The organism is Microcoleus sp. FACHB-831, assembly GCF_014695585.1.
Taxonomy (GTDB): Bacteria; Cyanobacteriota; Cyanobacteriia; order Cyanobacteriales; family FACHB-T130; genus FACHB-831.
On sequence record NZ_JACJON010000084.1, the window covers coordinates 108,165 to 131,531 of the forward strand.

A 23,367-nucleotide genomic window follows, 5' to 3' on the forward strand; every position below is an offset into this window, starting at 1 on the left:
AATTTAATACTCTATCCAATTTAACTGCAAAGCTCAGCTCCTGCGCCCAAGGACACCGCCCCCAGAAGCATGAGGAGAAAGGCGATCGCCTGTTTTTTTATGTAGTGGATAGTTTCGTATATTTGGCAACAGCCAAATAGCCGGAAACGCAGGCTATTAATTTATAGTTTCTTAAATTTACCTAACAAACCTATAAACAGTGTAAAAAAACACTATTTATCTATAAAATCCTGGCAAGCTATAACCGAAGCCTGATAGGGTTGTACTCTCAGCCTGGAATTTTCCTATTTCGGCGATCGCGATGTAGGGACAAGTAATGAGAGATCCGCAGGGCTAAAACGACCGAATGCGATCGATCTTCACCACAGACGAGCGTGAAGAGTAAGCTACCCCAATTAATTCAACCGAACTTATGACAACAATTGAGACGCTGCGTGCCAAACTACCATTTCCCCTCAAGCGGCTGGCAGACCTAGCCTATAACTATTGGTGGAGTTGGACGAGCGATCGCCTTTCCTTGTTTCAAAGCATCAACCCCGACGAATGGCAGCGCTGCGGACACAACCCCGTTGCCTTACTAGACTCTGCTTCAGAAGTTCGACTGGCAAAGATGGCTTGCGACCCAGCATATATTAAGCGGGTGAAAGCGATCGCTTCTCAGTTTGACATTTATATGTCGGAGAAAAATGTCTGGGCAAGCCGCATCGCGCCGCAAATCTCCCACGAACGCCCCGTTGCCTATTTCTGCGCTGAATTTGGCATTCACGAATCCCTCCCCATCTACTCCGGCGGCTTGGGAATTCTAGCCGGGGATCACCTCAAGTCTTCCTCAGATTTGGGCGTCCCGATGGTGGCTGTAGGACTTTGCTATCGCCAAGGTTACTTCCGTCAGCGGTTAAACCAAGGCGGTTGGCAAGAAGAAAACTACGTTGACAATCCCTTTGACCGCATGGCTCTAGAGTTGATGAAGAATCAACACGGGGAACCGATCGTTATAGAGATGGAAATTCGCCAGCGTCGGGTCAAAGCGCAAATCTGGTTAGCGCGAGTCGGTCGCGTTAATCTTTATCTCCTCGATACCGACCGCCACGACAACGATCCCATCGACCGTTGGCTGACAGGGCACTTGTACGGCGGTAACATCGAAACTCGCATCGCGCAGGAAGTCGTGCTGGGGATTGGCGGCGTGCGGGCGCTGGAAGCACTGGGGATTAATCCATCCGTCTGCCATTTGAACGAAGGTCACGCAGCATTTTGCACGTTGGAAATTGCCAGACAAGAAATTCAGCGCACTGGCAAGAGTTTCTATGATATTGAAGCAGCAGTGCGCGATCGCTGCGTCTTCACCACCCACACCCCAGTCCCCGCAGGTCACGATGTCTTCTCCTCCGACCTGATGGATTCCTACTTCGCCCACTACTGGCCTACACTCGGACTATCCCGCGAACAATTCCTCTCCCTCGGCGCACGACGCCTGGGCGATCCTTGGGAACCCTTCGGTATGACCGTCTTAGCGCTGCGGATGTGTCGCGCTGCCAACGGCGTTAGCGAACTGCACGGCGAAGTTTCCCGTAAAATGTGGAAAATTCTCTACCCAGAACGTAGCGAAGAAAAAGTGCCCATCGGTCACATTACCAACGGCGTCCACGCTCGTACCTGGACGGCACCCATCATGGGCGACCTGTATTCAGAGTATTTGGGTGAAGATTGGTCAACTAATGTGGCTGACCCGCAAATGTGGGCAAAAGTCGATGAAATTCCCGATGAGGAAATCTGGTGGCGACACAGGGTTCTCAAAGAACGGCTGATTGCCCATACCCGCTATAAAGTTAAAATGGCGCGGCAACATCGCAGCGAAGAACATTACCGCATCGAAGCCGCCGACCAACTGTTAGACCCCAACGTATTAACGATTGGATTTGCGCGACGCTTCAGCCCTTACAAACGCGGTGACTTGCTGCTGCGAGATGCAGAACGCGCTTTGAGGATTTTTGGTAATGCGGAAACACCAGTGCAAATTGTCTTTGCTGGTAAAGCTCACCCACACGACGAAGAAGGTAAGCGGATCATCCAGCGGTTGATGGAGTGGTGCAAGCACAATGCGATTCTCAACCGAGTTGCCCTTATCGAAGATTACGATATCTACACTGGTCAAAAACTGGTACACGGTGTTGATGTTTGGCTGAACAACCCGCGTCGTCCCCTAGAAGCATCGGGTACAAGCGGACAAAAAGTTTGCTTTAACGGTGGCATCAATTGCAGCGTACTAGATGGCTGGTGGTGCGAAGGCTATAAAGCAGATGCAAATGGTAAGGGGATCAACGGTTGGGCGATTGGTGAAGATGCTCACACCAGCGACCAAGAATTACAGGATCGAATTGATTCTGAATCTCTTTATAAGTTGCTCGAAGAGGAAATCGTTCCCCTCTACTACGACCAGGATGAGAATGGGGTTCCCCACCGCTGGATTCAGATGATGAAGGCGTCGATTAAGACAAATTCGCCTTTGTTTAACACTGACAGAATGATTGCTGATTATGTTACTCAGGTGTATGCACCTGGTAGCGCCGTAGGTTCTCAACCAATTCGGGCGAGTGTTCTAGCTTAGGATAGTTTGGAATTAAGCCAGTTTTAAGCTAGTAGTAGGGTGGGCAATGCCCACCTTACTTTTTTTCCGCAGGTAAATGCAGATTTATCAGCATACGACGGTGTTTAAATATTATTTAGCTGACTGTTTATGCGTATTTGGCAGGCTGATTTTTATCGTCGTCCTCTGAAGGATGAGAAAGGGCAGCGGTTGTGGGAGTTGTTAATTTGCGACTTAAGTGGGCAGTTTACTTATGAGGCTTTGTGTCCTCAGTCAGAAGCAAATTCTAGTTGGTTGTTTTCTCAGTTACAACAAGCTGCTGCTGGTAATTTGCCAGAGGTTATTCAAGTTTTTCGGCCCCAGTCTTTGAGTTTAATTGAAGCAGCGGGGAAACAGTTGGGTGTTCAGGTGGAAGCAACGCGACGCACTGCTGCTTTAAAGCAGTTATTGCAAGAGAAAGCGCAGCAATATCCTCAAATTGGCGAACCTTACGACCCCTTAGCTTTAGACAAACCACCCCCGACGCCTTTACCTGAAATGCTTTGGGGAGAACAATGGCGATTTGCTACATTGCCTGCGGGTGACATTGTGGAGGCGTTTTCCGATCGACCGATTCCGGTTTTGGAAATGCCAGAATTTTTATTACCTATAAATTTAGGTTTAGCATCAACAATTCCCGTTCCCGGTGTGGTAATTTATGGTGGGCGGCAGTCGATGAAGTTAGCGCGTTGGTTACAGGAATCACGACCATACGCGCTCAATTATATGGGCGGTGAATTAGCTGGATTGGTGTTAGAAGCTGGGTTGGTAGATAGGTGGATTGTTGCCACTTTTGAAGATAAGGAAGTGGCAACATCAGCACAGACTTACCAAGAGAGAAAGCAACAGAGTAAAGGGTTGCATTTTTTGTTGGTGCAGCCTGATGATTCGGGAATGACTTATAGCGGTTTTTGGCTCTTGCGCGAGGAATAAGCTAAATTATCGTTCCCAGGCTCCAGCCTGGGAATGAATGAGTATAGTCTCTGCCGATCATTTCGTTGCCAATGTAGGAGTAAAGGCGAAGGTTCGCTATTTTGTTGCTGGCGCTACAATAGACTTCTTGCGGAATTAAGGAAAGTGAGTTAAATAAGAAGAGAAAAACTAATAACTATAGACCTTCTAATTAAATATTCGTGGTGGATATAGCCGTTAGCGCAGGAGTCGTGCGTACTCGCACGACAACAGAAATTGATCGCCCGCCCTAAAAAACAGAAGCAGTATTACAGCAGCAAGCAACGCTGTCACACGCTGAATATGTAACTGTTAATTAATCAAATCACTCAAGAGATTATTTGTGTAGTAATAGGAAGAGGAAGAAAGCATGATTTCCGAATATTTAAAGATAGTAAAATTAAAGCAATACAAGAGATTGAGATAATTGCGGACAAAGGATATCAGGGGATTAACCGTTATCATACGAACAGTGGAACTCCTTATAAAAAGCATAAAAAAGTCAGTTAACCACCGAACAAAACCAAGATAATAGAAACCACGCCAGGGCCAGAATAAAAATTGAGTATATGATGCGATTATTGAAAATATTTAAGATTCTCTTTAGTCGGTATCGGAATCGCAGGAAACGGTTTGGACTGCTAGTCAACCTGAGCGCTGGAATTTACAATTACAAACTAAAAATGGCTAGATAGTCTGAATTCCGCAAGAGGTCTTATCTACCAGCTTTTGTGAATGTTTCTTCGGCCAACACCGAATTTATGCCGTCTTCACTCATACCAGTCGGGTCCCTGCACAAAATCCCCGTCAGGGAGAATGGTTTTACAAAAGAAAGCTCCCATCATCCCACCCGGACAATTTTTAGCACCTCTGAGACTGGTCGCTACCAGAATGACATTAGCCATTTCGGCTCCCAAACAATCAGCACCGTTCATGTCAGCACCACTCAGGATAGCCCCCGTGAAATCGGTACCCCTAAGATCGGCATCTATGAAATCGGCACCACTCAGGTCAGTCCCTCTCAAGTTGGCATTACTGAGATTGGCACCACTCAGATTGCTACCAAGCATCTCTTGGCACGACTCAAGTTGGCATTACTAAGATTGGCACGACTCAAATCGAGAGCGCCAAGATCAGCGCCACTCAAGTTGATTCCACTCAAGTCAGCCTCACACAGCGACTGACTAGAGAACTTAATTCGAGCAAAATTCCTCTCGCCAGCAGCGTAACGTCTGAGCAATTCTTTAGCGTCCATTACTCAACTCCAACGTCCATTTACACCATCAACTCTAATGTTTTTAAGATAACTTCCAGGGCTACAGCTTTTCCTCTATTGATGCTTACTGCATTACTAATTTAGGAATACTAAAAATGTAGTGTTAAGAAAAGTTTATGTATTTAAATTTAGTTAATTTATAGCAGCAGGGTTTCAGAGCTTTGCGCCAAAAGTTATGGGTAATTATAAAAATAAATCTAAGGAACTGCAACGATAAGTTAATTAAACTCTTTTAGTAGTTGATATTACAATTCCTAACAAAAAATCCTCCTGGGAGGTTAGTTCACAAGCTTTGCTTGCGATCGCATCTAAGAACTGAAGCTTGCTTAGTGCCCAATATATGCGCTACGCGATCGCCGAGGGCAAATTTGGTTTTAATTTCTGTGGAGAATTGTTGGAGCAACTACTGAACTTGCAATAAACTCATGCTAAGTAGGTGGAGCAATTAAACACAAGCTCTCCAAGTGGCATTCGTAGGGGTTATCAACCCCGCTTGTTTACGCCGACCTTTTTTCCATTACTTTTGTACCAATTAACCGATTTACCCATGACATACTCTACTCTCCCTCCCGGCATCCGAGGTATCCTTAGTGAAATACTGTCTGGAGTACCGCTCAAAATCTGCATTGAATGCTGGGGTACAGACAAAATATCACTCAATAGCGATCTTGACGACCATCTACCTAGAATTACTATAAAAATTCATCATCCCGGAGTATTCCGGGAGCTAATTCTCACTCAAGATCCTTTAGTTCTAGCTGAAGCCTATCTTAAGGGCTTTGCAGACTATATAGGCGACTTTGACGACTTAATGCTGTTAGAGAATCTTTCCTATTCAGACATAAAACATAGCCAAGCAATAAAGGCTGGGGTTGAGGCTATGGCTTTACCCGCTTTGCCCGTACCCTTTGACGAAAATTTACCTTGGCATAAACTTCAATTCGGTACGAAAGAGCGCGACAAAGCAGTTATTCAACATCACTATGATGCTGGCAATGATTTTTACCGCCTCTGGCTCGATCCTCTACTTCTCTACTCTTGTGCCTATTTTGAACATGAACAAATGAGCCTCAAGGAAGCTCAAGAAGCAAAACTCGATCGCATCTGTCGTAAACTCAGACTGCAACCAGGCGAATACTTACTGGACATAGGCTGTGGCTGGGGTGCGTTGTTGCGTTGGGCTGTCACTCGTTATGGAGTAAAGGGTTATGGGATTACTCTTAGCCAAGAGCAGTTAGCTTTTAACCAAGAAATAATTGACCAAGAAGGTTTGGGCGAACATCTGAAAGTCGAGCTTTTAGACTATCGAGATCTACCCCAAAAAGCAACCTTCGATAAAATTGTTTCTATTGGTATGGTTGAACACGTAGGAGTGAAAAATTATCCTATATATTTCGAGAAGGCATTATCTGCATTGAAGCCTGGTGGCTTGTTCTTGAATCACGGTATGACGGCGATCGGACACTCGGAGGGTTCTAGTTTAAACGAGCGTTTTATTGCACGTTATATTTTCCCTGATGGAAAATTGTCTACTTTGTCTACTAATCTAGCTGCCGCAGAGGAAGTGGGATGGGAAATTGTCGATGTTGATGGATGGCGATCGCACTACGGCAAAACATTTAGATGTTGGGCTGCTAATCTAGAAGCAGCGATGGAACAAGCGATCGCCTTAATCGGCGAACCGAAAGCAAGATTGTGGCGGCTTTATCTAACAGGTTTTGCCCAAGCCTTTGAACAGAACCACCTAGCTATTTATCAAGTATTATTGCGACGGCGGCTTGATAGGGAGTGGAAACTGCCCCTTACGCGCAAAAATTGGTTAGATTAAACACTTAAATAGTATTTTTTCAGGGTGCTATCTTTCTAGCCAAATAAACCATTTCAGCTATTTTTAGTGAACTATGCTGACCATTCCTAGCTGCACAGTTACAGCAAAAATTTACCAAGGCACAAAGACAGTTGTATACCGAGGACATACAAATTATGGCAGCCATCCTGTAATTATTAAAAAATTACATAATGATTATCCATCCCTTGCAGAAACTGCTAAATTTAAGCATCAATATGAAATTACTAAACATCTTAATTTAACAGGCATAACTAAGCCGTTAGCACTTGAAAAATATGATAAATCCTGGGTTTTAATATTAGAAGACTTTGGAGGAGAGTCTCTTGACAATTTACTTTTAAAGAACTCGTGTGATTTAAAAGACTCTCTTTTTATAGCAATACAGCTTTCTCAAACATTAGGCGAATTACATCAAAATCATATTATTCATAAAGATATTAAACCCCAGAATGTCATTATAAATCAAGATAAAAAAATAGTAAAAATTACCGATTTTAGCATTTCATCTCTGCTATCTAGAGAAGATCAAACTATTGGCAACCCTAATTTGCTAGAAGGGACTCTCGCATATATGTCTCCAGAGCAAACGGGGAGGATGAACCGTTCAATTGACTACCGCACGGATTTTTATTCTTTGGGAGTAACGTTATATGAAATGTTAACTGGAGAGTTACCTTTTCAATCTAACGATCCTATGGAATTAGTCCATTGCCATATTGCTAAACAACCAGTCCCGCCTCACCAACTGAAAGATAACATTCCACCAGTAGTGTCTGAAATTATAATCAAGTTATTATCAAAAACTGCTGAAGATAGATATCAAAGTGCTTTTGGGTTAAAGGCGGATTTGGAAAACTGCCTTAATCAGCTACAAAAAAATGGGAGCATTAAAAGTTTCCCCCTCGGTCTACAAGATATCTCTGATAAATTTCAGATTCCCCAAAAACTTTATGGTCGAGAACAAGAGATTGCTGAACTTTTAGCGGCCTTTGAGAGAGTTAGTCAAGGCACAAGCGAGATGATCTTAGTTTCTGGGTTCTCCGGGATTGGTAAATCAGCTTTAGTAAATGAAATCCATAAACCTATCGTGCGGGAGAGGGGTTATTTTATAGGCGGAAAATTTGACCAATTTAAGCGAGATATTCCTTATGCTTCGTTAATTCATGCTTTTCAAGAATTAGTCCGTCAGTTACTTACAGAAAGTGAAGAACAGATATCTATCTGGAAAACAAAAATTTTAGAATCTCTCAGCCCAAACTGTCAGGTAATAATTGATGTTATTCCTGAAATAGAACTAATTGTCGGTAAGCAGCCGCCCGTTCCCAAACTAGAACCCACAGAATCACAAAATAGGTTTAATTTAGTATTTCAAGAATTTATTAATATTTTTACTACAAGAGAACATCCGTTAGTTCTATTTTTGGATGATTTACAATGGGCGGACGCAGCTTCGCTAAAGTTACTCAATATTGTGATGACTACGCCGAATAGTCAATATTTATTGATGATTGGCGCTTACCGAGATAACGAAGTCAATGCTTCTCATCCTTTAATGCTAACTTTGGATGAAATTCAAGCTTACGGAACTGTGGTAAATAATATCGCTCTCAGACCTTTAGAGCTAATTAATATCAAGCAATTAGTTGCGGATACACTTCACTGTGAAATCGAAAAATCAAAACCTCTAGCAGAGCTAACTTTTAGTAAAACTAATGGCAATCCCTTCTTTTTGACCCAGTTTTTAAAGTCACTGCACGAAGAAAAATTATTATTTTTTGATAATCAATGTGGTATGTGGCAGTGGGATGTCAGCCAGATTCACGAGATGGAGATCACAGATAATGTAGTCGAATTAATGATAAAGAAAGTTAAAAAACTGGGGTTAAATACCCAAAATGTTCTAAAATTAGCAGCTTGTATTGGCAATGAATTTAATTTAAAAACGCTTTCCGTCGTCAATGAAAAATATGACAAAGAAACCGCTGCTGAACTTCAAGAAGCAATCAGCGAAGGGCTAATTTTGCCAATAGGTAATGAGTATAAATATGTACAGACTTATGTAGAAGATTCTATTGCTAACTATCCTAGATACAATTTATTAATTTTATACAAATTCCTACACGACCGCGTGCAGCAAGCTGTTTATTCTTTAATACCGGAAACTAATAAGCAACAGGTTCATCTCAAAGTTGGTCAGTTGCTTGTCAGAAATACAAAAGAATCGGATTTAGAAGACAAAATTTTTGATATTGTTAACCAGTTGAACTTGGGTAGAGACTTAATTACTACTCAGGAAGAAAGATATTATCTAGCAAAATTAAATCTCACAGCAGGAAGAAAAGCAAAATTGTCTACTGCATTTCAACCAGCTTTAAAATACATTACTGCTGGGATGGAACTGCTTTTAGAGGATAGCTGGAATACCCAATATGATTTGACTCTATCGCTGCATATGGAGCGTGCAGACTGTGAATACCTAAATGGCAATATTGAAGCATCAGAAAAAACATTTGAAATTATTTTAAATAAATCAACATCAAATCTAGAAAAAACTAATGTATATGTAACTAAAATTATTATAAAAACAGCATTAGTTAAGCCAAAAGAAGGTGTTGAGATTGCTAAAGAAGGTCTAAGACTATTTGGGATTAATATTCCTGATGATGAATCACAATTAAAAGCTTTGATCCAACAGGAAAACCAATTATTAAAAGTGCATCTGGCAGATAGAGAAGTACAAGATTTACTTCATGCGTCTAATATGACATCACCAGAGCAAATAGCTCTTACACGATTGCTCATAAACACAATCATGCCAGCTCGCTTTGTTAATAAAGACTTAGCCTATGCGGTGATATTGAAGACGGTAAATATATCTTTAAAGTACGGCAATTGCGATCTCACATCTTTTGCCTATATGTCTTATGGATTGGCTTTGTCAGGTATAGATCAGTTTGAAAATGCTTATGAGTTTGGTTCGCTAGCTTTAAAATTAAACGAAAAGTTCAATAATTTAACTCTTAAACCAAGGTTGTATTCAGTATTCAGCAATTATATTAATCACTGGAAGAATCATATTAATACGGATAGGCTTTATTTAAGGAATGGCTTTAAGAATGCTATTGAAGTAGGCGATTTTCAATGGGGGACATACCTGGCATTTTACTTGGCAGTTAAAATATTCATGTCAGGTGAAAATTTAAATAGCTTTTATCAAGAAACTCAAAAATATAGCGATTTTCTTAAACAAAAATCTGGAGCTTTTTTTGATTTTCTAAAATTGACCCATGAAATCGCCTGGAAGTTACAGGGAACAAGTATAAAGGATGATAGCTTCGATCGAGATAAGCATCTGAGGGAGATAAAAAAACTTGCTGGTATTCAGATTACATATTGTATTTTTGAGGCGCAGAGGCTTTATTTAGAAGAAAACTACTCTCAGGCTTTAGTGATAGCAAAAGAAGCGGAAACATTAGTTTCTACTGTATTTGCTTCAATTTTAGTACCTGAGCATTATTTTTACTATACTTTAATCCTGCAAAGTCTCTACTCGGAGTTGCCCGAATCAGAGAAAAAGCCAGCGCTGGAAAGAATTTTAAATAATACAGAGACGATGCGGAAGTGGTCGGAGTCATGTCCAGACAACTTCTTACATAAATACTTATTAATGTCTGCTGAGCTGGCTCGTTGTTTGGGCAAAGATCAAGAGGCTATGGATTTGTATCAAAGGTCTATTAACTCAGCAAGAGAATATGATTATGTACAGAACGAAGCTATAGCTAATGAACTGGCGGCTAGATTTTTTATCTATAAGGGATACACCATACTGGCAAAAGCTCATATTGTGGAAGCCCGCTATGGTTATTTAAAATGGGGAGCGATCGCGAAAGTAAAAGCTCTAGAAGAAACATATCCCCAATTCTTTTCGGGGACATCGATAACAGACGATACAGGAGTTAAAAATAGCAGTACAGTTTCCTCTGGCTCTACAGCAGAATCGCTAGATTTAATGACTATTGTTAAGGCTTCGCAAGCTTTGGCCGGCGAAATTGTTCTTGACAATCTATTAGAAAAATTAATGAAAATCGTCCTAGAGAATGCAGGGGCGCAAAAAGGTTTTCTCCTTCTAGAAGAATCAGGCGCTCTCGTAATTGCTGCGTCAGGTGCGGTAGATAAAAGGGAGGTAAAAGTCCTCGAATCAATTTTGTTGGAATCCAGCCAAGAGGTTTCTTGCGCGATCGCTAATTATGTCAAAAGAACTAAATCTAGTTTGGTTCTAGGTGATGCTGTTAACGAAGGGCTATTCAAATCAGATCCTTACGTGCTGCAACATCAGCCTAAGTCTATTTTATGTACTCCTATTATTAAACAGACGCAGTTAATCGGTCTGCTTTATCTAGAGAACAATTTAACTACAAATGCTTTTACACCCCATAGACTGAAAGTTTTAGAACTTTTGTCTTCTCAAATCGCAATTTCTTTAGAAAATGCAAAATTGTATGACAGCATGACAGCATTAAATGCCGAACTCAGGCAAGAAATTAGCGATCGCAAACAAGCCCAAGCACAGTTAAGTGATAGCGAAGAAAGGTTTCGTATTATTGCCCAAACCTCTCCAACTGCACTCGTCATCAGTCGTATATCCGATGGCGTAATTTTATATGCTAACCCAAGATTTGGCTCTACTTTCGGTTTGCTTAGCGAGGAGGTAATTGGTTGCAAATCACCCAATTTATATTACAATCCAGCCGATCGACAGGGGTTGCTAGATGGACTTGCTAAAAATGGATACGTCCAAAATTATGAACTCCGCGCCAAGAAAGCAGACGGGACGCTCATTTGGGTAAGCCTATCTGCACAGCCGCTGACCTTCAATGGCGAACAAACAATGTTAAGCGCACTTCACGACATTAGCGATCGCAAGCGGTTAGAACAGCTCAAAGACGAGTTCTTAGCCAATACATCCCATGAACTCCGCACCCCCCTTAATGGCATCATCGGTATAGCTGAGTCTCTCATTGATGGTGCTACAGGAAAGTTGTCTAAGCAGACTATTTCTAATCTAGAAATGGTCGTATCAAGTGGCCGGAGACTGTCTAATTTAGTCAACGATATCCTTGATTTTTCTAAACTAAAATATCGTAATCTAACGCTACAAATTAAGCCAGTAGGAATGCGCGAGATTGTCGATATCGTGCTAAAGCTCAGCCAACCTCTCATTGGCAACAAACCTTTGCAACTGTTAAACTCTATCGACCCATTAATACCACCTGTTGATGCCGATGAGGATCGCTTACAACAAATCCTTTATAACCTCGTAGGGAATGCGATTAAATTTACAGATTCAGGGATAGTAGAAGTATCAGCAACTGTAGCCAATAATCAGGTGCAAATTACAGTTTCCGATACTGGCATTGGTATTCCAGCGGCTGACTTAGACAGAATATTTGAATCTTTTGAACAAGCTGATGGTACGACCGCCAGAGTTTATGGAGGAACTGGTCTTGGTCTTGCTATCGTTAAACAGCTAGTAGAATTGCACGGGAGTAAAATTCGCGTTGAATCTAATGTAGGCGAAGGCTCCCAGTTTAGCTTTACCTTGCCACTATCTGATAGCAAGCTGGAAATAGCCCCGACAGTAACAACAGTTCACCACTTGCTAGAACAACTAAACTTGGGCATCCAGCCTACTGATTTATTGCCTACAGCAGAAACACTTTCTACTTCTATAACTTCTGAAATTAATTCTACGCAAGGCAATTTAAAAATTTTGTTAGTGGATGATGAACCAGTTAATCTTCAGGTTTTATCCAACTATCTCTCAGGGCAAAACTACACGCTTATAAAAGCCTCCAGCGGCATCGAAGCCTTGTCAATAATTGAGGGCGGCACAAAGCCTGACATGATATTACTTGATGTAATGATGCCGCGAATGACGGGATATCAAGTTTGTCAAGAAATACGCAAACAATTTTCCTTGTCTGAACTGCCAATTTTGATGCTAACAGCTAAAAATCAAATAGGTGATTTAGTTATAGGCTTCAATTCAGGTGCTAATGATTATTTAACTAAACCAATTTCCAAAAAAGAATTAATAGCTCGAATCAATATTCATTTCCAAATCTCTAAGCTGGAAGCATTGCGCGAGAGTGAAGCGCGAGAACGCGAGAAAGCGCAAGATCTAGAACATACTCTACGGCAACTGCAACGTACCCAAGTACAGTTGATTCAGGCAGAAAAAATGTCTAGTTTAGGCCAACTGGTGGCGGGGGTTGCTCACGAAATTAACAACCCGGTAAATTTCATTTACGGTAATCTCAGTTATGCCAAGGAATATACTCAAGACTTGCTCAAAATATTGCAACTATATGAACAGTATTACCCCAACCCTGTGCGCGAAATTAAATTGGAGACGGATGAAATTGACCTGCAATATCTAAAAGAAGACTTGCCGAAAGTTATAGGGTCTATGCAGATAGGAGCCGATCGCATTAGCCTGATTGTGCGATCGCTGCAAAATTTCTCAAGGCTGGATCAATCTGAAATGAAGGCAGTTGATATTCACGCTGGCATTGACAGCAGCTTGGTTATCTTGCAAAGTCGCCTAAAAGGTAAGCCCGGCCAGCCTGATATTCAACTTATAAAAGAGTATGGTTGTCTCCCTCGCGTACATTGCTATGCAGGGCAGTTGAACCAGGTGTTTATGAATCTATTAACAAATGCACTTGATGCTTTAGAAGATGCTCAGGCTTCACAATATTTAAATGAACCATCAAAAATTAACAGCAAACAATTACCTAAGCTTCGGATTCAGACGGAAGTCTTAGAAGGCGAAAAAGTGGCAATCCGAATTAGCGATAATGGCTTAGGAATTCCTGCGGAAATCCAACAGCGCATATTTGACCCGTTCTTTACTACTAAACCTGTAGGGAAAGGTACAGGGCTAGGTTTATCTATTAGCTATCAAATTGTAGTAGAAAAGCACGGCGGCCACTTGGAATGCTCCTCTAACCCTGGCGAGGGTACGGAGTTTTCTATAATTATCCCTTGCCAAATTAGTAGCTAATTACTACTTAAATAACCCTAAATTTAGGGTTATTTATTGCTATCATTGCTTTTAGAGCCAGTTATACAGGTTAGCCGCTTCCTTTTGAGCGCTCATGCTATCTTTTCTACTACTGAATGCATCCGCACGCGCAGCCTAAAGCATTGGCAAATTTTTCCATGTTATAAGCTTTTATTAGCTGTAATAGCGGGAATATACGCCTTAATTTGCTTTTTGGATGGTGGCGGTTGGGTTTGATGCTGCAAGTTAGCCAACTGCTGCTCATAGTACTCGCTATGTTTTATATCCTTGAAAACCTAAGCCGGGGAAATAGCGATCGCTAATCGATTTAACTAAACACAAGCACATTCAGGCTCATCGCCTGCTAAATTGGCAATGGCATCCTAGTTGTCTTTAGTCCATGCGTAAAACAATCAAACCATCCCTGCTATTGACTTTGGGTGCTGCCGTCTTGGTGATTGGTGGGGGAGCAGTTGCTTACTGGTTGCTGGTGCAGCGAAATATCTTGGGAGGAAATGTACCTGTCGGTGCCGAATTGGTTCCGCAAAACGCCCTCGTTGCTGTATCTATCTCCACCGATTCAGAGCAATGGCAGCAACTAGAGCAGTATGGTACTCCTGAAACCCAAGCTGCTTTCAGCAAACAACTGCAACAGCTCAATGACAATTTACTCACTACCAACGGCTTAAACTACCAGCAAGATATCCAACCCTGGATAGGCAAAGAAGTTACCATCGCCTACTTGTCATCTGTTGTCGGGACGCCTAATTCCAGTTCATCGGGGGCAATACCTTTGGCTCAACCGTCGATGGTTATGGTGCTGCCGATTGATAATGCAGTTTTGGCACAGCAGCTTTTAGAAAAAGCGAAATCGCGCCAACAGGGAAAGTTGGTTGAACGTACTTATAAAGACGTACAAATACGAGAAACGCAATCTACTTCCAGCCAAACTTTGTCAACCGCAGTGCTGGGGCGATCGCTTGTTGTCACTACAGATCCTAGAGCAACTGAGCGAGCAATTGACACCGCCAAAGGCGAACCCTCTTTAGCCATAACCCCCGGATATTCTGACGCATTGGGCAAAATTAAAGCGGGACAGCCTTTTGCCCATTTGTATTTCAACGTGCCCGTCGCGGCGGCTGTGGCGGCGGCAAATTCTGCTCGCTCCCTTTCCCCAGAAAATCTCGCCAACTTGCAACAAAACCAGGGACTAGCTGCAACGGTAACGCTAGAGCCAGAGGGAATACAGTTTAAAGGCATTTCTTGGCTTAAGCCGAATAGCACCAAGAAACATGTTGTAGAAAACAACGCTAAGATTATGGCCAAACGTCTTCCAGGCGAAACGCTGATGATGATGTCTGGCGGTAATTTGCAGCGGTTGTGGCAAAATTACGTCCAAGGCGCCCAGTCTAATCCCATCGTCCCCCTTAACCCACAGGATTTTCGGGCTGCTGTAAAGTCTAGAACCAGTTTGGATTGGGAGCAAGATTTGCTGCCTTGGATGGCAGGAGAGTTTTCTGTATCATTAATCCCTGCGCCTCCAGCAAGCGGGTCAAACTTAAGCGCGGGCGTGGTGGTGATGGTGCAGGCGAGCGATCGCTCCCTAGCTGAAAAATCCTTCAAGCAGCTAGATGAGTTCGTAGCTACTAAATACAAATTTCTGGTGCAACCCAGCCAGCTAAACGGTCAAACAGTCGTAAATTGGATCTCGCCGCTAGGAGGAGTCACATCAACTCACGGCTGGCTAGATGGGAATGTAGCCTTCCTCACAATGGGAGCTAACATTGCCAGCGAGTTTGCCCCCCAACCTACAGCTAGACTCGAAGATCAACAGTTATTTAAACAAGCCGTACCTACAGCCCTTAATTCTAAAAACGGCCATTTTTTCATAGATGTTGACCGTACCATCAACGCTGGTAATCTTACTCTGACGCCGTTTATCCAAAACTTCAAACCAGTAATGGCTGGGATTCGAGCTATTGGGGTTACAGGTGCGATTAGCGATGAGTACCACAGCCGCTTCGATATCTTTGTAGCGCTCAAAAAGCTAGGAGAACCAAGATCAAACTCCAACCCCTTTCCCAGCCCCCAAATTACTCCGATTTTGCCACCGGATTTAAAATCGCCGCGACCTAGTCCCCAACCCACTGGCTCTCCCGGTGCGAAGGCTAGCCCAACTTTGCCCCCCGCACAAATCCAACCACTACCTACTCCTTCAGCAACAAGCTCTCCCAACCCCAATTTATCAACCCCCTCAGCTTCTCCTTAAGCTATTTATCAGCTTCATAGGCTGTTCCACACTTAATTTGCGGACTAGGCGCTGGCAAAAATTCTGGAAGCGCATAGCTTTTCCTTCTTTTGCATGACAGCCTTTTAACTTTTGACTTGGTTAGCGGCCAGAACAGATACGATTTAATTGAGGCTTGTGTTTGCATTCTTTAAAAACTTCAAGGACAGAACAATGTATGGATTTGGTTGCACTCCAGAACGGGTTAGATAATATTTCGTTTGCTGTTCTTTTTCTGACGATGCTGATTTATTGGGGAGGGGCAGCTTTCCCAAACATTTCCTATCTGTCAGCTTTGGGAACAGCGGGGATGGCGATCGCCAACCTCTGCATCGCTGCTCTACTGGGAGCTAGATGGATTGAAGCTGGCTATTTCCCGTTAAGCAATCTGTATGAATCGCTATTTTTCCTAGCTTGGGGAATTACAACTATCCATCTGATTGCTGAAAATATGAGCCGCAGCAGGTTGGTAGGTGTTGCGACTGCACCTGTAGCAATGGCGATCGCTGCTTTTGCCGCTTTGACATTGCCCTCCCCCATGCAGTCAGCCGAACCATTAGTCCCCGCGCTCAAATCCAATTGGCTGATGATGCACGTCAGCGTGATGATGCTCTCCTACTCAGCTTTGATGGTAGGTGCCCTCTTAGCGATCGCTTTTCTCATTGTCACTAGGGGTCAGAATATCGAACTCCGGGGTAGTTCAGTAGGCAACGGTGGCTACCGTCACCAGAACTACCAACTACACCGCAACGGTAAGGTAGTATCCGAAAATCCAAGCGTGACTGCCGATGTATCTTCAGCAGCCGTTTTAGCTCAAAGCAATGGCAGTAGCAAAACAGCAGTACTTAATTTACTCAACACCAGCATCACAACCGCTACCGCCACCCTGCCACCACTTTCACCCCAACGGTTGAACCTTGCCGAAACCCTCGACAACATTAGCTATCGCATTATTGGACTAGGCTTTCCCCTACTTACAATCGGCATTATTGCCGGAGCAGTTTGGGCAAACGAAGCTTGGGGCACATACTGGAGTTGGGACCCCAAAGAAACCTGGGCGCTAATTACCTGGCTAGTATTTGCCGCCTACCTGCATGCCCGCATCACCAAGGGTTGGCAAGGACGCCGCCCAGCAATTCTAGCCGCAGTAGGATTTATAGTCGTATGGATTTGCTATCTTGGGGTCAATCTGCTGGGTAAGGGACTTCACAGTTACGGTTGGTTTTTTTAGCTTTGATCCGGAAGCATTAAGCCGCCGTCTGTTAACTGAGACTAACGTACAGATTTTTTAAAACTCCGAATCTAACCAGGGGAAATTAACGTGGAAAATAAGTTTGAGCCGCTGGCTAAAGGTGAAGTTCTTTCTGTTGAAGAGGATTCCCAAATTTTAATTGGACACCGCACCTTTAGGGTTGGTGAATTTTCCAAATCCATGAGAGATCAATTGGAATATGGGTTGGGAAAAGTAAAATGGACGGAAGAAACAGAAGGATGGTTTAGCGACAACGGCATCAATTGCGAAGTTTTGAAATTTGGTTCTGATGGCTGGCAAAAAGGAAAAGTTAGAATTAGCCTAGAATTTTGTCCCCAAGATACTGAGGTTGAATTCCCCGAACCACCAACTCCCGCTATCTCTCTAGATGAGGAAGAACCGGAGCTTGCAGCTATGTTAATCATCGAGGAAGAACCTGACTTTCCTGAAATTATGGCTATCGATGAGGAGGAACCAGAGTTTGCAGGAATATCGGACAACAACCAGTTAGAAGATATGCCGCAAAACTCCCTACTCGATGACGTTTGGCAGGATATGAACCAAGCTAGTTGGCCAGAAAATCAGTACTAATTTGGATTGAATTTAAAATCATAGGACTTACGCAACGGCTTTTTGTCCTTTTGAACGTAACCTAATGAAGCGAAGAATCTTTTTGATTCTTCGCTTTTCACATACTTATCTGTTAATTACAAATGCGTATTTCCTAAAGCTAAAATTTATCTGATTGATGGCAGGTAAAGCCGCGCACTTCTGCCAGAGTATAAAGCGGTCTGCCTTTAACTTCTTCGTATATGCGCCCGATATACTCGCCCAATATACCAATACTTACGAGTTGAACGGCTCCCAGAAAGAAGATAGCAACCAAAATAATTGTAAAGTTCGTTAAAGGCGAATGAGGCAGAAAAAGCCGCCAATATAAAACTAAAAGTCCCATCAATATGGCCATAGCAGCGGCAAATAAGCCAACGTATGTTGACAGCCGCAAGGGAACTTTTGAAAAAGACACTAGAGCATTGACGGCTAAAGCCAGAGATTTACTAAAGGTGTAGCCTACCTCACCGGCAAAGCGGGGGTCGCGCTCAAAGCGAATTGATGTTTGTCGGAAGCCAACCCAGGAACGCAGCCCGCGAATGTAGCGATTGCGCTCTGGCATAGAATTAAGTATATTTACGACTTGTCTATCTATCAGGCAAAAATCGCCAGTATCGGTGGGAATGTCCACATCAGCGAGTCTGTTGAGGAGGCGATAAAACACATAAGCGGTGACTCGTTTGCCCCACCGTTCTTTGTGGCGTAAGGTGCGCTGGGCATAAACGACTTGATAGCCCTGTTGCCACTTTTCCACCATTTGGGGGATTAGTTCGGGGGGGTCTTGTAAGTCTGCATCCAAGATAACTATGCACTCGCCCCTAGCAAAATTTAAACCAGCAGTGACGGCAATTTGATGACCAAAGTTACGAGCTAGACCGAGGTAGCAAAAACGGGGATCTTTGTCATGGAAATCGCGCAGTAATTGTAGGGAGCGATCGCGGCTGCCATCATTAATTAATATCAATTCTGCTGGCTCTTCTAGCTTATCCATTACAATCTGCATCCGGCGATAAAGTTCCGGAAGGCTTTTTTCCTCGTTGTAGACGGGAACTATAAACGAATACTTCGGGTTCATAACTAATAAAAAGTTGGGATTAGGGAATTGGGAATTGGGAAAAGTTAGGAGTTAAGAAATTTTACTCATAACTCATAACTCAACCATGCCCCATGTCCCATACCCTAGATAATTACCTGCCTAGTTTATTCGGAATCCCATCGCAACCACCGGGAACTGTACTTCTTGTTTGCTCGCCACCCCACGCACAGCAGTATTGGCGCTGCTCTTCCGATAGCCTTTGAACGTCGGTAAAATCGGCGTTTTCTATTACTGCACCCGTGAAAGCTCCAGTACGGTAATCGGGCACTTCAGTGCGGCTCCGAGGGCTAGCAGTTTCAGGGGGGCCATAGAATAACCGCGTTCCTTTGAGATCGGCACCAGCAAGATTAGCTTCGTACAAGATAGTACGCGATAAGTTAGCTTTCACCAAATCGCAGCTACTGAGATTGGCCTTGACAAGATTGGCTTCGCTCAAGTCTGTCCAGCGCAGGTCAGTCCCCGCTAGGTATCCTCCAGCCAACATCACTCCTAAATCAATGACGCGGACGCCATAAGCACGGTCTTCTTCGTAACCCCCATCGCCATCGAGCATGGGACGACCCAAACGGCGATCGCGCTTTAGTGGTGTGAGCAATCTAGATTGGGACAAAAACCGCAGAACTTTGGCTTTACCAGCTGCATCGACACTACCAAGAAGCGCTGCGGTGCGACCTTCTGCAAACGCCTGCTCTTGGGGCCAGTCTTCTAAAAAGCCTTTTTCATCTAACGCTAGATCTGAGACGCCTTGGAAATAGGCATCAATTGTTTGCTGCTGGGTGATAACGTTTTGCTGAGTCGTTAAGCGGTTTTGCTCAATGGTCAGATCTCTAGAAATCACGTACTGTTGCCAAGCAATGTAGACGGCTAGGACAGCGATGAAGATTTGACCCAAGGCTCCAAACCATTCCGCTAGCGATCCAAAGGCATCCCATTGGATTTGCCGACCCCAAGTGAAGAGGTTTTTGTAGAAACCGAGGAACTTTAGCAAGCCTAAGAGCGCTACGATCGTCGCCAGAGTTGCTACAATCAGCGATCGCTGCTTTGGCGTCAGCACCTCCATCAACTCTCTTCGCAAGGGTTGCAAAACAATGGGTAGCGATACTAGCAAGGCGACAATCGCTCCCGACATTCCCACCCACAAGTTATTAAAGAGCAACCCTACACCCATAACAGCGATCGCAATAACAGCGATCGTTGATACTGGCGGTTTACTGCGAAACACAGCGGGAGAACTAGGCGATCGAGATAAATTCGCTAGGTGTTGCTGCTCGATGCTTGTTCCCCCGGTCGTTAAACGTTGATTTTGTCTGATATTCTCATTAGCAGCATTCTTGCCATTGGCACTTTCCGGGGTTTCTGTTGATGAACTGGACTTAGGAGGATCGGGCGGATTGGTCATGGTTAATACCAATTCTTGGTTCGACTGCTACAACTTGCTTAAGTGTATAGTTAGGTTCTGAATGCAATAGATATAGAGCGGCTGATAGATCTCTATCAGAAATTGCAATTACCTTAAAAATTTTAAACCCAAGTCGGGCGTTGCTTCATCCACCCCACAGACTTGGTACAGCTTCAGCTATGTTGCGATGCATTTGTGCAGAAAATCTGCCAATGATGAAAGCATTTGTAATTTGTTTAACAATGAAACAACCCGTTAACAAGTAGTAAGGATGAAGTATTACTCCATCCTTGATAATTAGCCTTTGATACTTTTGGCGATCGCGCGTATCTCTTTACTAATAGGATGATCGGGAAACCGCAAGCTAAAAAGATCGCTAGAAGCTAGCTGAACCATCTCTTCGCTCAAAGGAAAAACGCCAGCAACGGGAGCTTTATAAATTTTTGCTATTTCCTGCCGCACAGAGTCGAAATCATAAGATGGCAGCACTTTATTGACTACCAATAACATTTTAGGAACCCCTAACTTGCGAGCCACCTCTACAGTTACAGCAGTACCTTGGAAGTCTTGGCGATCTGGCCGCAGGATAATCACCAGAACATCAGAAATTGTTATAGAAAGTAAAGTCTCTTCATTGATGCCAGGATGCGTGTCAATAAACAAATAGTCTAGTCCCAAACGCTTTATCAGTTCACCAAACCCATTGTTGAGCATATTTACGTCATAACCCTCGCGCAAAATCTTGGCAATTTCGCCAGCCTTAATACTTGAAGGGATAAGATAAATGCTACCTTTTTTAGCCTTCACCTCTGATGGAGTAACGTCATATGCAGTTTCTTCAATCGGGCAGCGACCCCAGAGATAATCATTCAGGGCGCGGTGCATTTTGCTTTCATCCATACCAAAAAGGACGTGGATGCCTGGTGATTGAATATCCGTGTCTACGATACCAACTCGCTGCCCCAAAGCAGCCATAGCAGCAGCTACGTTAGCAGTTGTATTTGATTTGCCTGTTCCCCCCCGAAACGAGTGAACCGAGATAATTTTGGACATGGTTTACCTTTGGGTTTTAAAGAACTACATTGGTTGTTCGTTGCTCAACGGTTCATTGCTGATTGTCGCTTGCCATAAACCCGCAAACCATGAACCATCTAAAAATTATTTTGGCTTGGGGTTAGACGCTGGCGTGCGTTCTTGCAACTTTCGCTGGACAATTTTTATGTTTTCTTGGGCTTGAGCTTGCGTTGGGGCGATTTTCAACGCTTCTTCAAAGGCAGCAAGCGCTTGTTCATACCTTTGCAAGTTTTTGAGTGCTATCCCGCGACCAGTCCAGAAATTAGCATCTTTGGCATTAATGCCAATAGCGCGGTCGTAAGAAGCGATCGCTTCTTCATACCTTTCTAAAGCTAGCAGCACTATTCCTCGGTTATACCAACCCTGCCCCGAATCAGGGTTAATGCCTATAGCACGGTCAGTTGAGGCTAGTGCTTCTTTGTACCTCCTCAAATGCCATAAAACTACACTACGGTTAGCCCAAACATCCGCAATTGTACGGGAATCGCCTACTTTGTCCTCATTCTTGAGTGCTAGGTCGTAAGCGGCAAGCGCTGCTTCATACCGTCCCAACGTTCTAAGTATCCTACCTTGGTTGAACCATCCTTGAGAGTATTCGCGATTGATGGTGATGGCGCGATCGCTTGATGCTAATGCTTCCTCGTACCTCCCCATCCTCCACAGCGTCACGCTGCGGTTATTCCAAGCTTCTGCATAGTCGGGTTTAATAGCGATCGCGCGGTTAACAGATGCTAGTGCTTCTTCTAATTTTCCCTGTCCTGTTAGCGAATTGCCGCGCTGATCCCAGGCAAAAGCTGGGCCAAATTCGCCCCATTTACCGTCTCCTTGAATTGCACTTTCACACGCAGCAAGTGCTTCTGGAAATTTTCCTAATTTGTTTAGCGTGGCGCATCGATTAACTAAAGCCAGAGCATACTTTTCATTTATTTTTAAAGCAAATTCATGGGCTGTTAGTGCTTCCGCGTGCTTGCCCAACTGTCCTAGAGCCATACCTTGATAAGTCCAGGTTGCAGCATCTTTAGGATCGATTGCAACTGCATTGTTATAAGAAGCAACTGCTTCTTCTAACCTTCCCAACCTACTTAAAGCTAACCCTCTGTTATACCAAGCAATAGCAGGGCTGCTATTACCCCAATTCCCATCACCTGCAAGGGCAAGATCGCAAGCGGCAATTACTTCTTCGTATCGAGCTAATTGTGATAAAGTGGCGCATCGAGCAGCTAGCACTAAAGAATATTTGGGATTAATAGCTAAGGCGCTGTCATAAGAGGCGATCGCTTCTTGCGGTTTTCCCAATTTGCTTAGCGCCAACCCTCGATTATACAAAGCAAAAGCAGGGCTGATAGTACCCCAATTACCATCGCCAGCAATAGCGCGATCGCAAGCAGCGATCGCTTGTTCGTATCTGCCTAATTCATAAAGTGCGCTGCATCCATAAGCCAAAGCCAGAGAATATTCTGGTTGAATTTTGATCGCGCGTTCCGCTGAGGCTAAAGCTTCCGCATACTTGGTTAACTTCAGCATCACGTCACTGCGCTTTATCCAAGTTACAGCGTCTTTAGGATTAGTATCGAGAGCGCGATCGCACGCCGCCAGCGCTTCTGCATATTTTTGTTCGCCATTCAATGAGTCGCATAACCCAATCCAGTATTCAAATAAATTTTCTTCCTGCTGCGGCGTATCCTGAGCTAGCAAGCTATTTTTTACTGGCGCTGCATAATTTCTAAAGTCGCTAGTTATGCTTGCTGCTGCAACCGGAGCTAAACTTAAAAAATTTAAAGACAAAATAAAGAAAAAGAGCAACCTTTTGCCCTCGTTCCCATGCTCTAACTGGGAATGCTTTTGCCTCTTTTCTACCTTTTGCCTTTTCACTTTTGCC

At 43.6% G+C, this 23,367-nt stretch carries 13 protein-coding genes and 1 pseudogene; 8 read left to right on the forward strand and 6 right to left on the reverse strand.

Annotated elements, in window-relative coordinates:
- Positions 1-412 precede the first annotated feature (412 nt).
- From glgP to H6F77_RS28980, 3 genes and pseudogenes are all read left to right on the forward strand, one after another.
- The gene (gene glgP / locus H6F77_RS27140) at positions 413-2,608 is read left to right on the forward strand and encodes an alpha-glucan family phosphorylase (protein ID WP_190492025.1); all 2,196 of its coding nucleotides are present in this window, start codon (positions 413-415) and stop codon (positions 2,606-2,608) included.
- 129 nt (positions 2,609-2,737) lie between these two features.
- Positions 2,738-3,559, forward strand: a complete 822-nt coding sequence (locus H6F77_RS27145; RefSeq protein ID WP_190492026.1) for a Tab2/Atab2 family RNA-binding protein — start codon at positions 2,738-2,740, stop codon at positions 3,557-3,559.
- A gap of 527 nt (positions 3,560-4,086) precedes the next feature.
- Positions 4,087-4,272, forward strand: a pseudogene (locus H6F77_RS28980) (transposase family protein); the annotation flags it as partial.
- Positions 4,273-4,347: 75 nt separating this feature from the next.
- Here H6F77_RS28980 and H6F77_RS27155 read toward each other — a convergent pair.
- The gene (locus H6F77_RS27155; protein WP_190492027.1) at positions 4,348-4,647 is read right to left on the reverse strand and encodes a pentapeptide repeat-containing protein; all 300 of its coding nucleotides are present in this window, start codon (positions 4,645-4,647) and stop codon (positions 4,348-4,350) included.
- Positions 4,629-4,832 carry a pentapeptide repeat-containing protein gene (locus H6F77_RS27160; protein WP_190492028.1) on the reverse strand — a complete coding sequence of 68 codons (204 nt, stop codon included), beginning with the start codon at positions 4,830-4,832 and terminating at the stop codon, positions 4,629-4,631. The genes H6F77_RS27155 and H6F77_RS27160 overlap by 19 nt, the downstream gene beginning before the upstream one ends.
- A 568-nt stretch (positions 4,833-5,400) precedes the next feature.
- Between H6F77_RS27160 and H6F77_RS27165 the strand changes: the two genes are divergently transcribed.
- The 5 genes from H6F77_RS27165 to H6F77_RS27185 all read left to right on the forward strand — a co-directional run bounded on the left by H6F77_RS27165 (position 5,401) and on the right by H6F77_RS27185 (position 17,898).
- Complete coding sequence (locus H6F77_RS27165) at positions 5,401-6,681, forward strand: class I SAM-dependent methyltransferase (protein WP_190492029.1); 1,281 nt, start codon at positions 5,401-5,403, stop codon at positions 6,679-6,681.
- A 73-nt stretch (positions 6,682-6,754) separates the two neighbouring features.
- Entirely contained in the window at positions 6,755-13,768 is a 7,014-nt protein-coding gene (locus H6F77_RS27170) for an ATP-binding protein (protein ID WP_190492030.1), read from the forward strand.
- Between the two features lie 400 nt (positions 13,769-14,168).
- Positions 14,169-16,037: a DUF3352 domain-containing protein gene (locus H6F77_RS27175; RefSeq protein ID WP_190492031.1), complete on the forward strand. Its 1,869-nt coding sequence runs from the start codon at positions 14,169-14,171 to the stop codon at positions 16,035-16,037.
- A 196-nt stretch (positions 16,038-16,233) separates the two neighbouring features.
- On the forward strand, positions 16,234-17,286 hold the full coding sequence (gene ccsB, locus H6F77_RS27180; protein ID WP_190492032.1) for a c-type cytochrome biogenesis protein CcsB: 1,053 nt from the start codon (positions 16,234-16,236) through the stop codon (positions 17,284-17,286).
- Positions 17,287-17,376: 90 nt separating this feature from the next.
- A complete protein-coding gene (locus tag H6F77_RS27185; RefSeq protein ID WP_190492033.1) occupies positions 17,377-17,898 on the forward strand; it encodes a KGK domain-containing protein in 522 nt (173 codons plus the stop codon).
- A 139-nt stretch (positions 17,899-18,037) separates the two neighbouring features.
- On the opposite strand, the gene H6F77_RS27190 is transcribed toward H6F77_RS27185, so the two are convergent.
- From H6F77_RS27190 to H6F77_RS27205, 4 genes are all read right to left on the reverse strand, one after another.
- Positions 18,038-18,994 (reverse strand): glycosyltransferase family 2 protein, encoded by a 957-nt coding sequence (locus H6F77_RS27190; protein WP_190492034.1) that lies wholly within the window; start codon positions 18,992-18,994, stop codon positions 18,038-18,040.
- 112 nt (positions 18,995-19,106) lie between these two features.
- Entirely contained in the window at positions 19,107-20,414 is a 1,308-nt protein-coding gene (locus H6F77_RS27195) for a pentapeptide repeat-containing protein (protein WP_190492035.1), read from the reverse strand.
- A 297-nt stretch (positions 20,415-20,711) separates the two neighbouring features.
- Entirely contained in the window at positions 20,712-21,467 is a 756-nt protein-coding gene (locus tag H6F77_RS27200; RefSeq protein WP_190492036.1) for a MinD/ParA family ATP-binding protein, read from the reverse strand.
- 105 nt (positions 21,468-21,572) lie between these two features.
- Positions 21,573-23,360, reverse strand: coding sequence for a tetratricopeptide repeat protein (locus H6F77_RS27205; RefSeq protein ID WP_309228928.1), 1,788 nt, complete (start codon positions 23,358-23,360; stop codon positions 21,573-21,575).
- Positions 23,361-23,367 lie beyond the last annotated feature (7 nt).

What these genes read in the sequence shown, in the direction of transcription:
- glgP (WP_190492025.1), top strand. Translation starts at nt 413, where the DNA reads ATGACAACAATTGAGACGCTGCGTGCCAAACTACCATTTCCCCTCAAG.
- H6F77_RS27155 (WP_190492027.1), bottom strand. Translation starts at nt 4,647, where the DNA reads ATGCTTGGTAGCAATCTGAGTGGTGCCAATCTCAGTAATGCCAACTTG.
- H6F77_RS27160 (WP_190492028.1), bottom strand. Translation starts at nt 4,832, where the DNA reads ATGGACGCTAAAGAATTGCTCAGACGTTACGCTGCTGGCGAGAGGAAT.
- H6F77_RS27190 (WP_190492034.1), bottom strand. Translation starts at nt 18,994, where the DNA reads ATGAACCCGAAGTATTCGTTTATAGTTCCCGTCTACAACGAGGAAAAA.
- H6F77_RS27165 (WP_190492029.1), top strand. Translation starts at nt 5,401, where the DNA reads ATGACATACTCTACTCTCCCTCCCGGCATCCGAGGTATCCTTAGTGAA.
- H6F77_RS27200 (WP_190492036.1), bottom strand. Translation starts at nt 21,467, where the DNA reads ATGTCCAAAATTATCTCGGTTCACTCGTTTCGGGGGGGAACAGGCAAA.
- H6F77_RS27170 (WP_190492030.1), top strand. Translation starts at nt 6,755, where the DNA reads ATGCTGACCATTCCTAGCTGCACAGTTACAGCAAAAATTTACCAAGGC.
- H6F77_RS27145 (WP_190492026.1), top strand. Translation starts at nt 2,738, where the DNA reads ATGCGTATTTGGCAGGCTGATTTTTATCGTCGTCCTCTGAAGGATGAG.
- ccsB (WP_190492032.1), top strand. Translation starts at nt 16,234, where the DNA reads ATGGATTTGGTTGCACTCCAGAACGGGTTAGATAATATTTCGTTTGCT.
- H6F77_RS27195 (WP_190492035.1), bottom strand. Translation starts at nt 20,414, where the DNA reads ATGACCAATCCGCCCGATCCTCCTAAGTCCAGTTCATCAACAGAAACC.
- H6F77_RS27175 (WP_190492031.1), top strand. Translation starts at nt 14,169, where the DNA reads ATGCGTAAAACAATCAAACCATCCCTGCTATTGACTTTGGGTGCTGCC.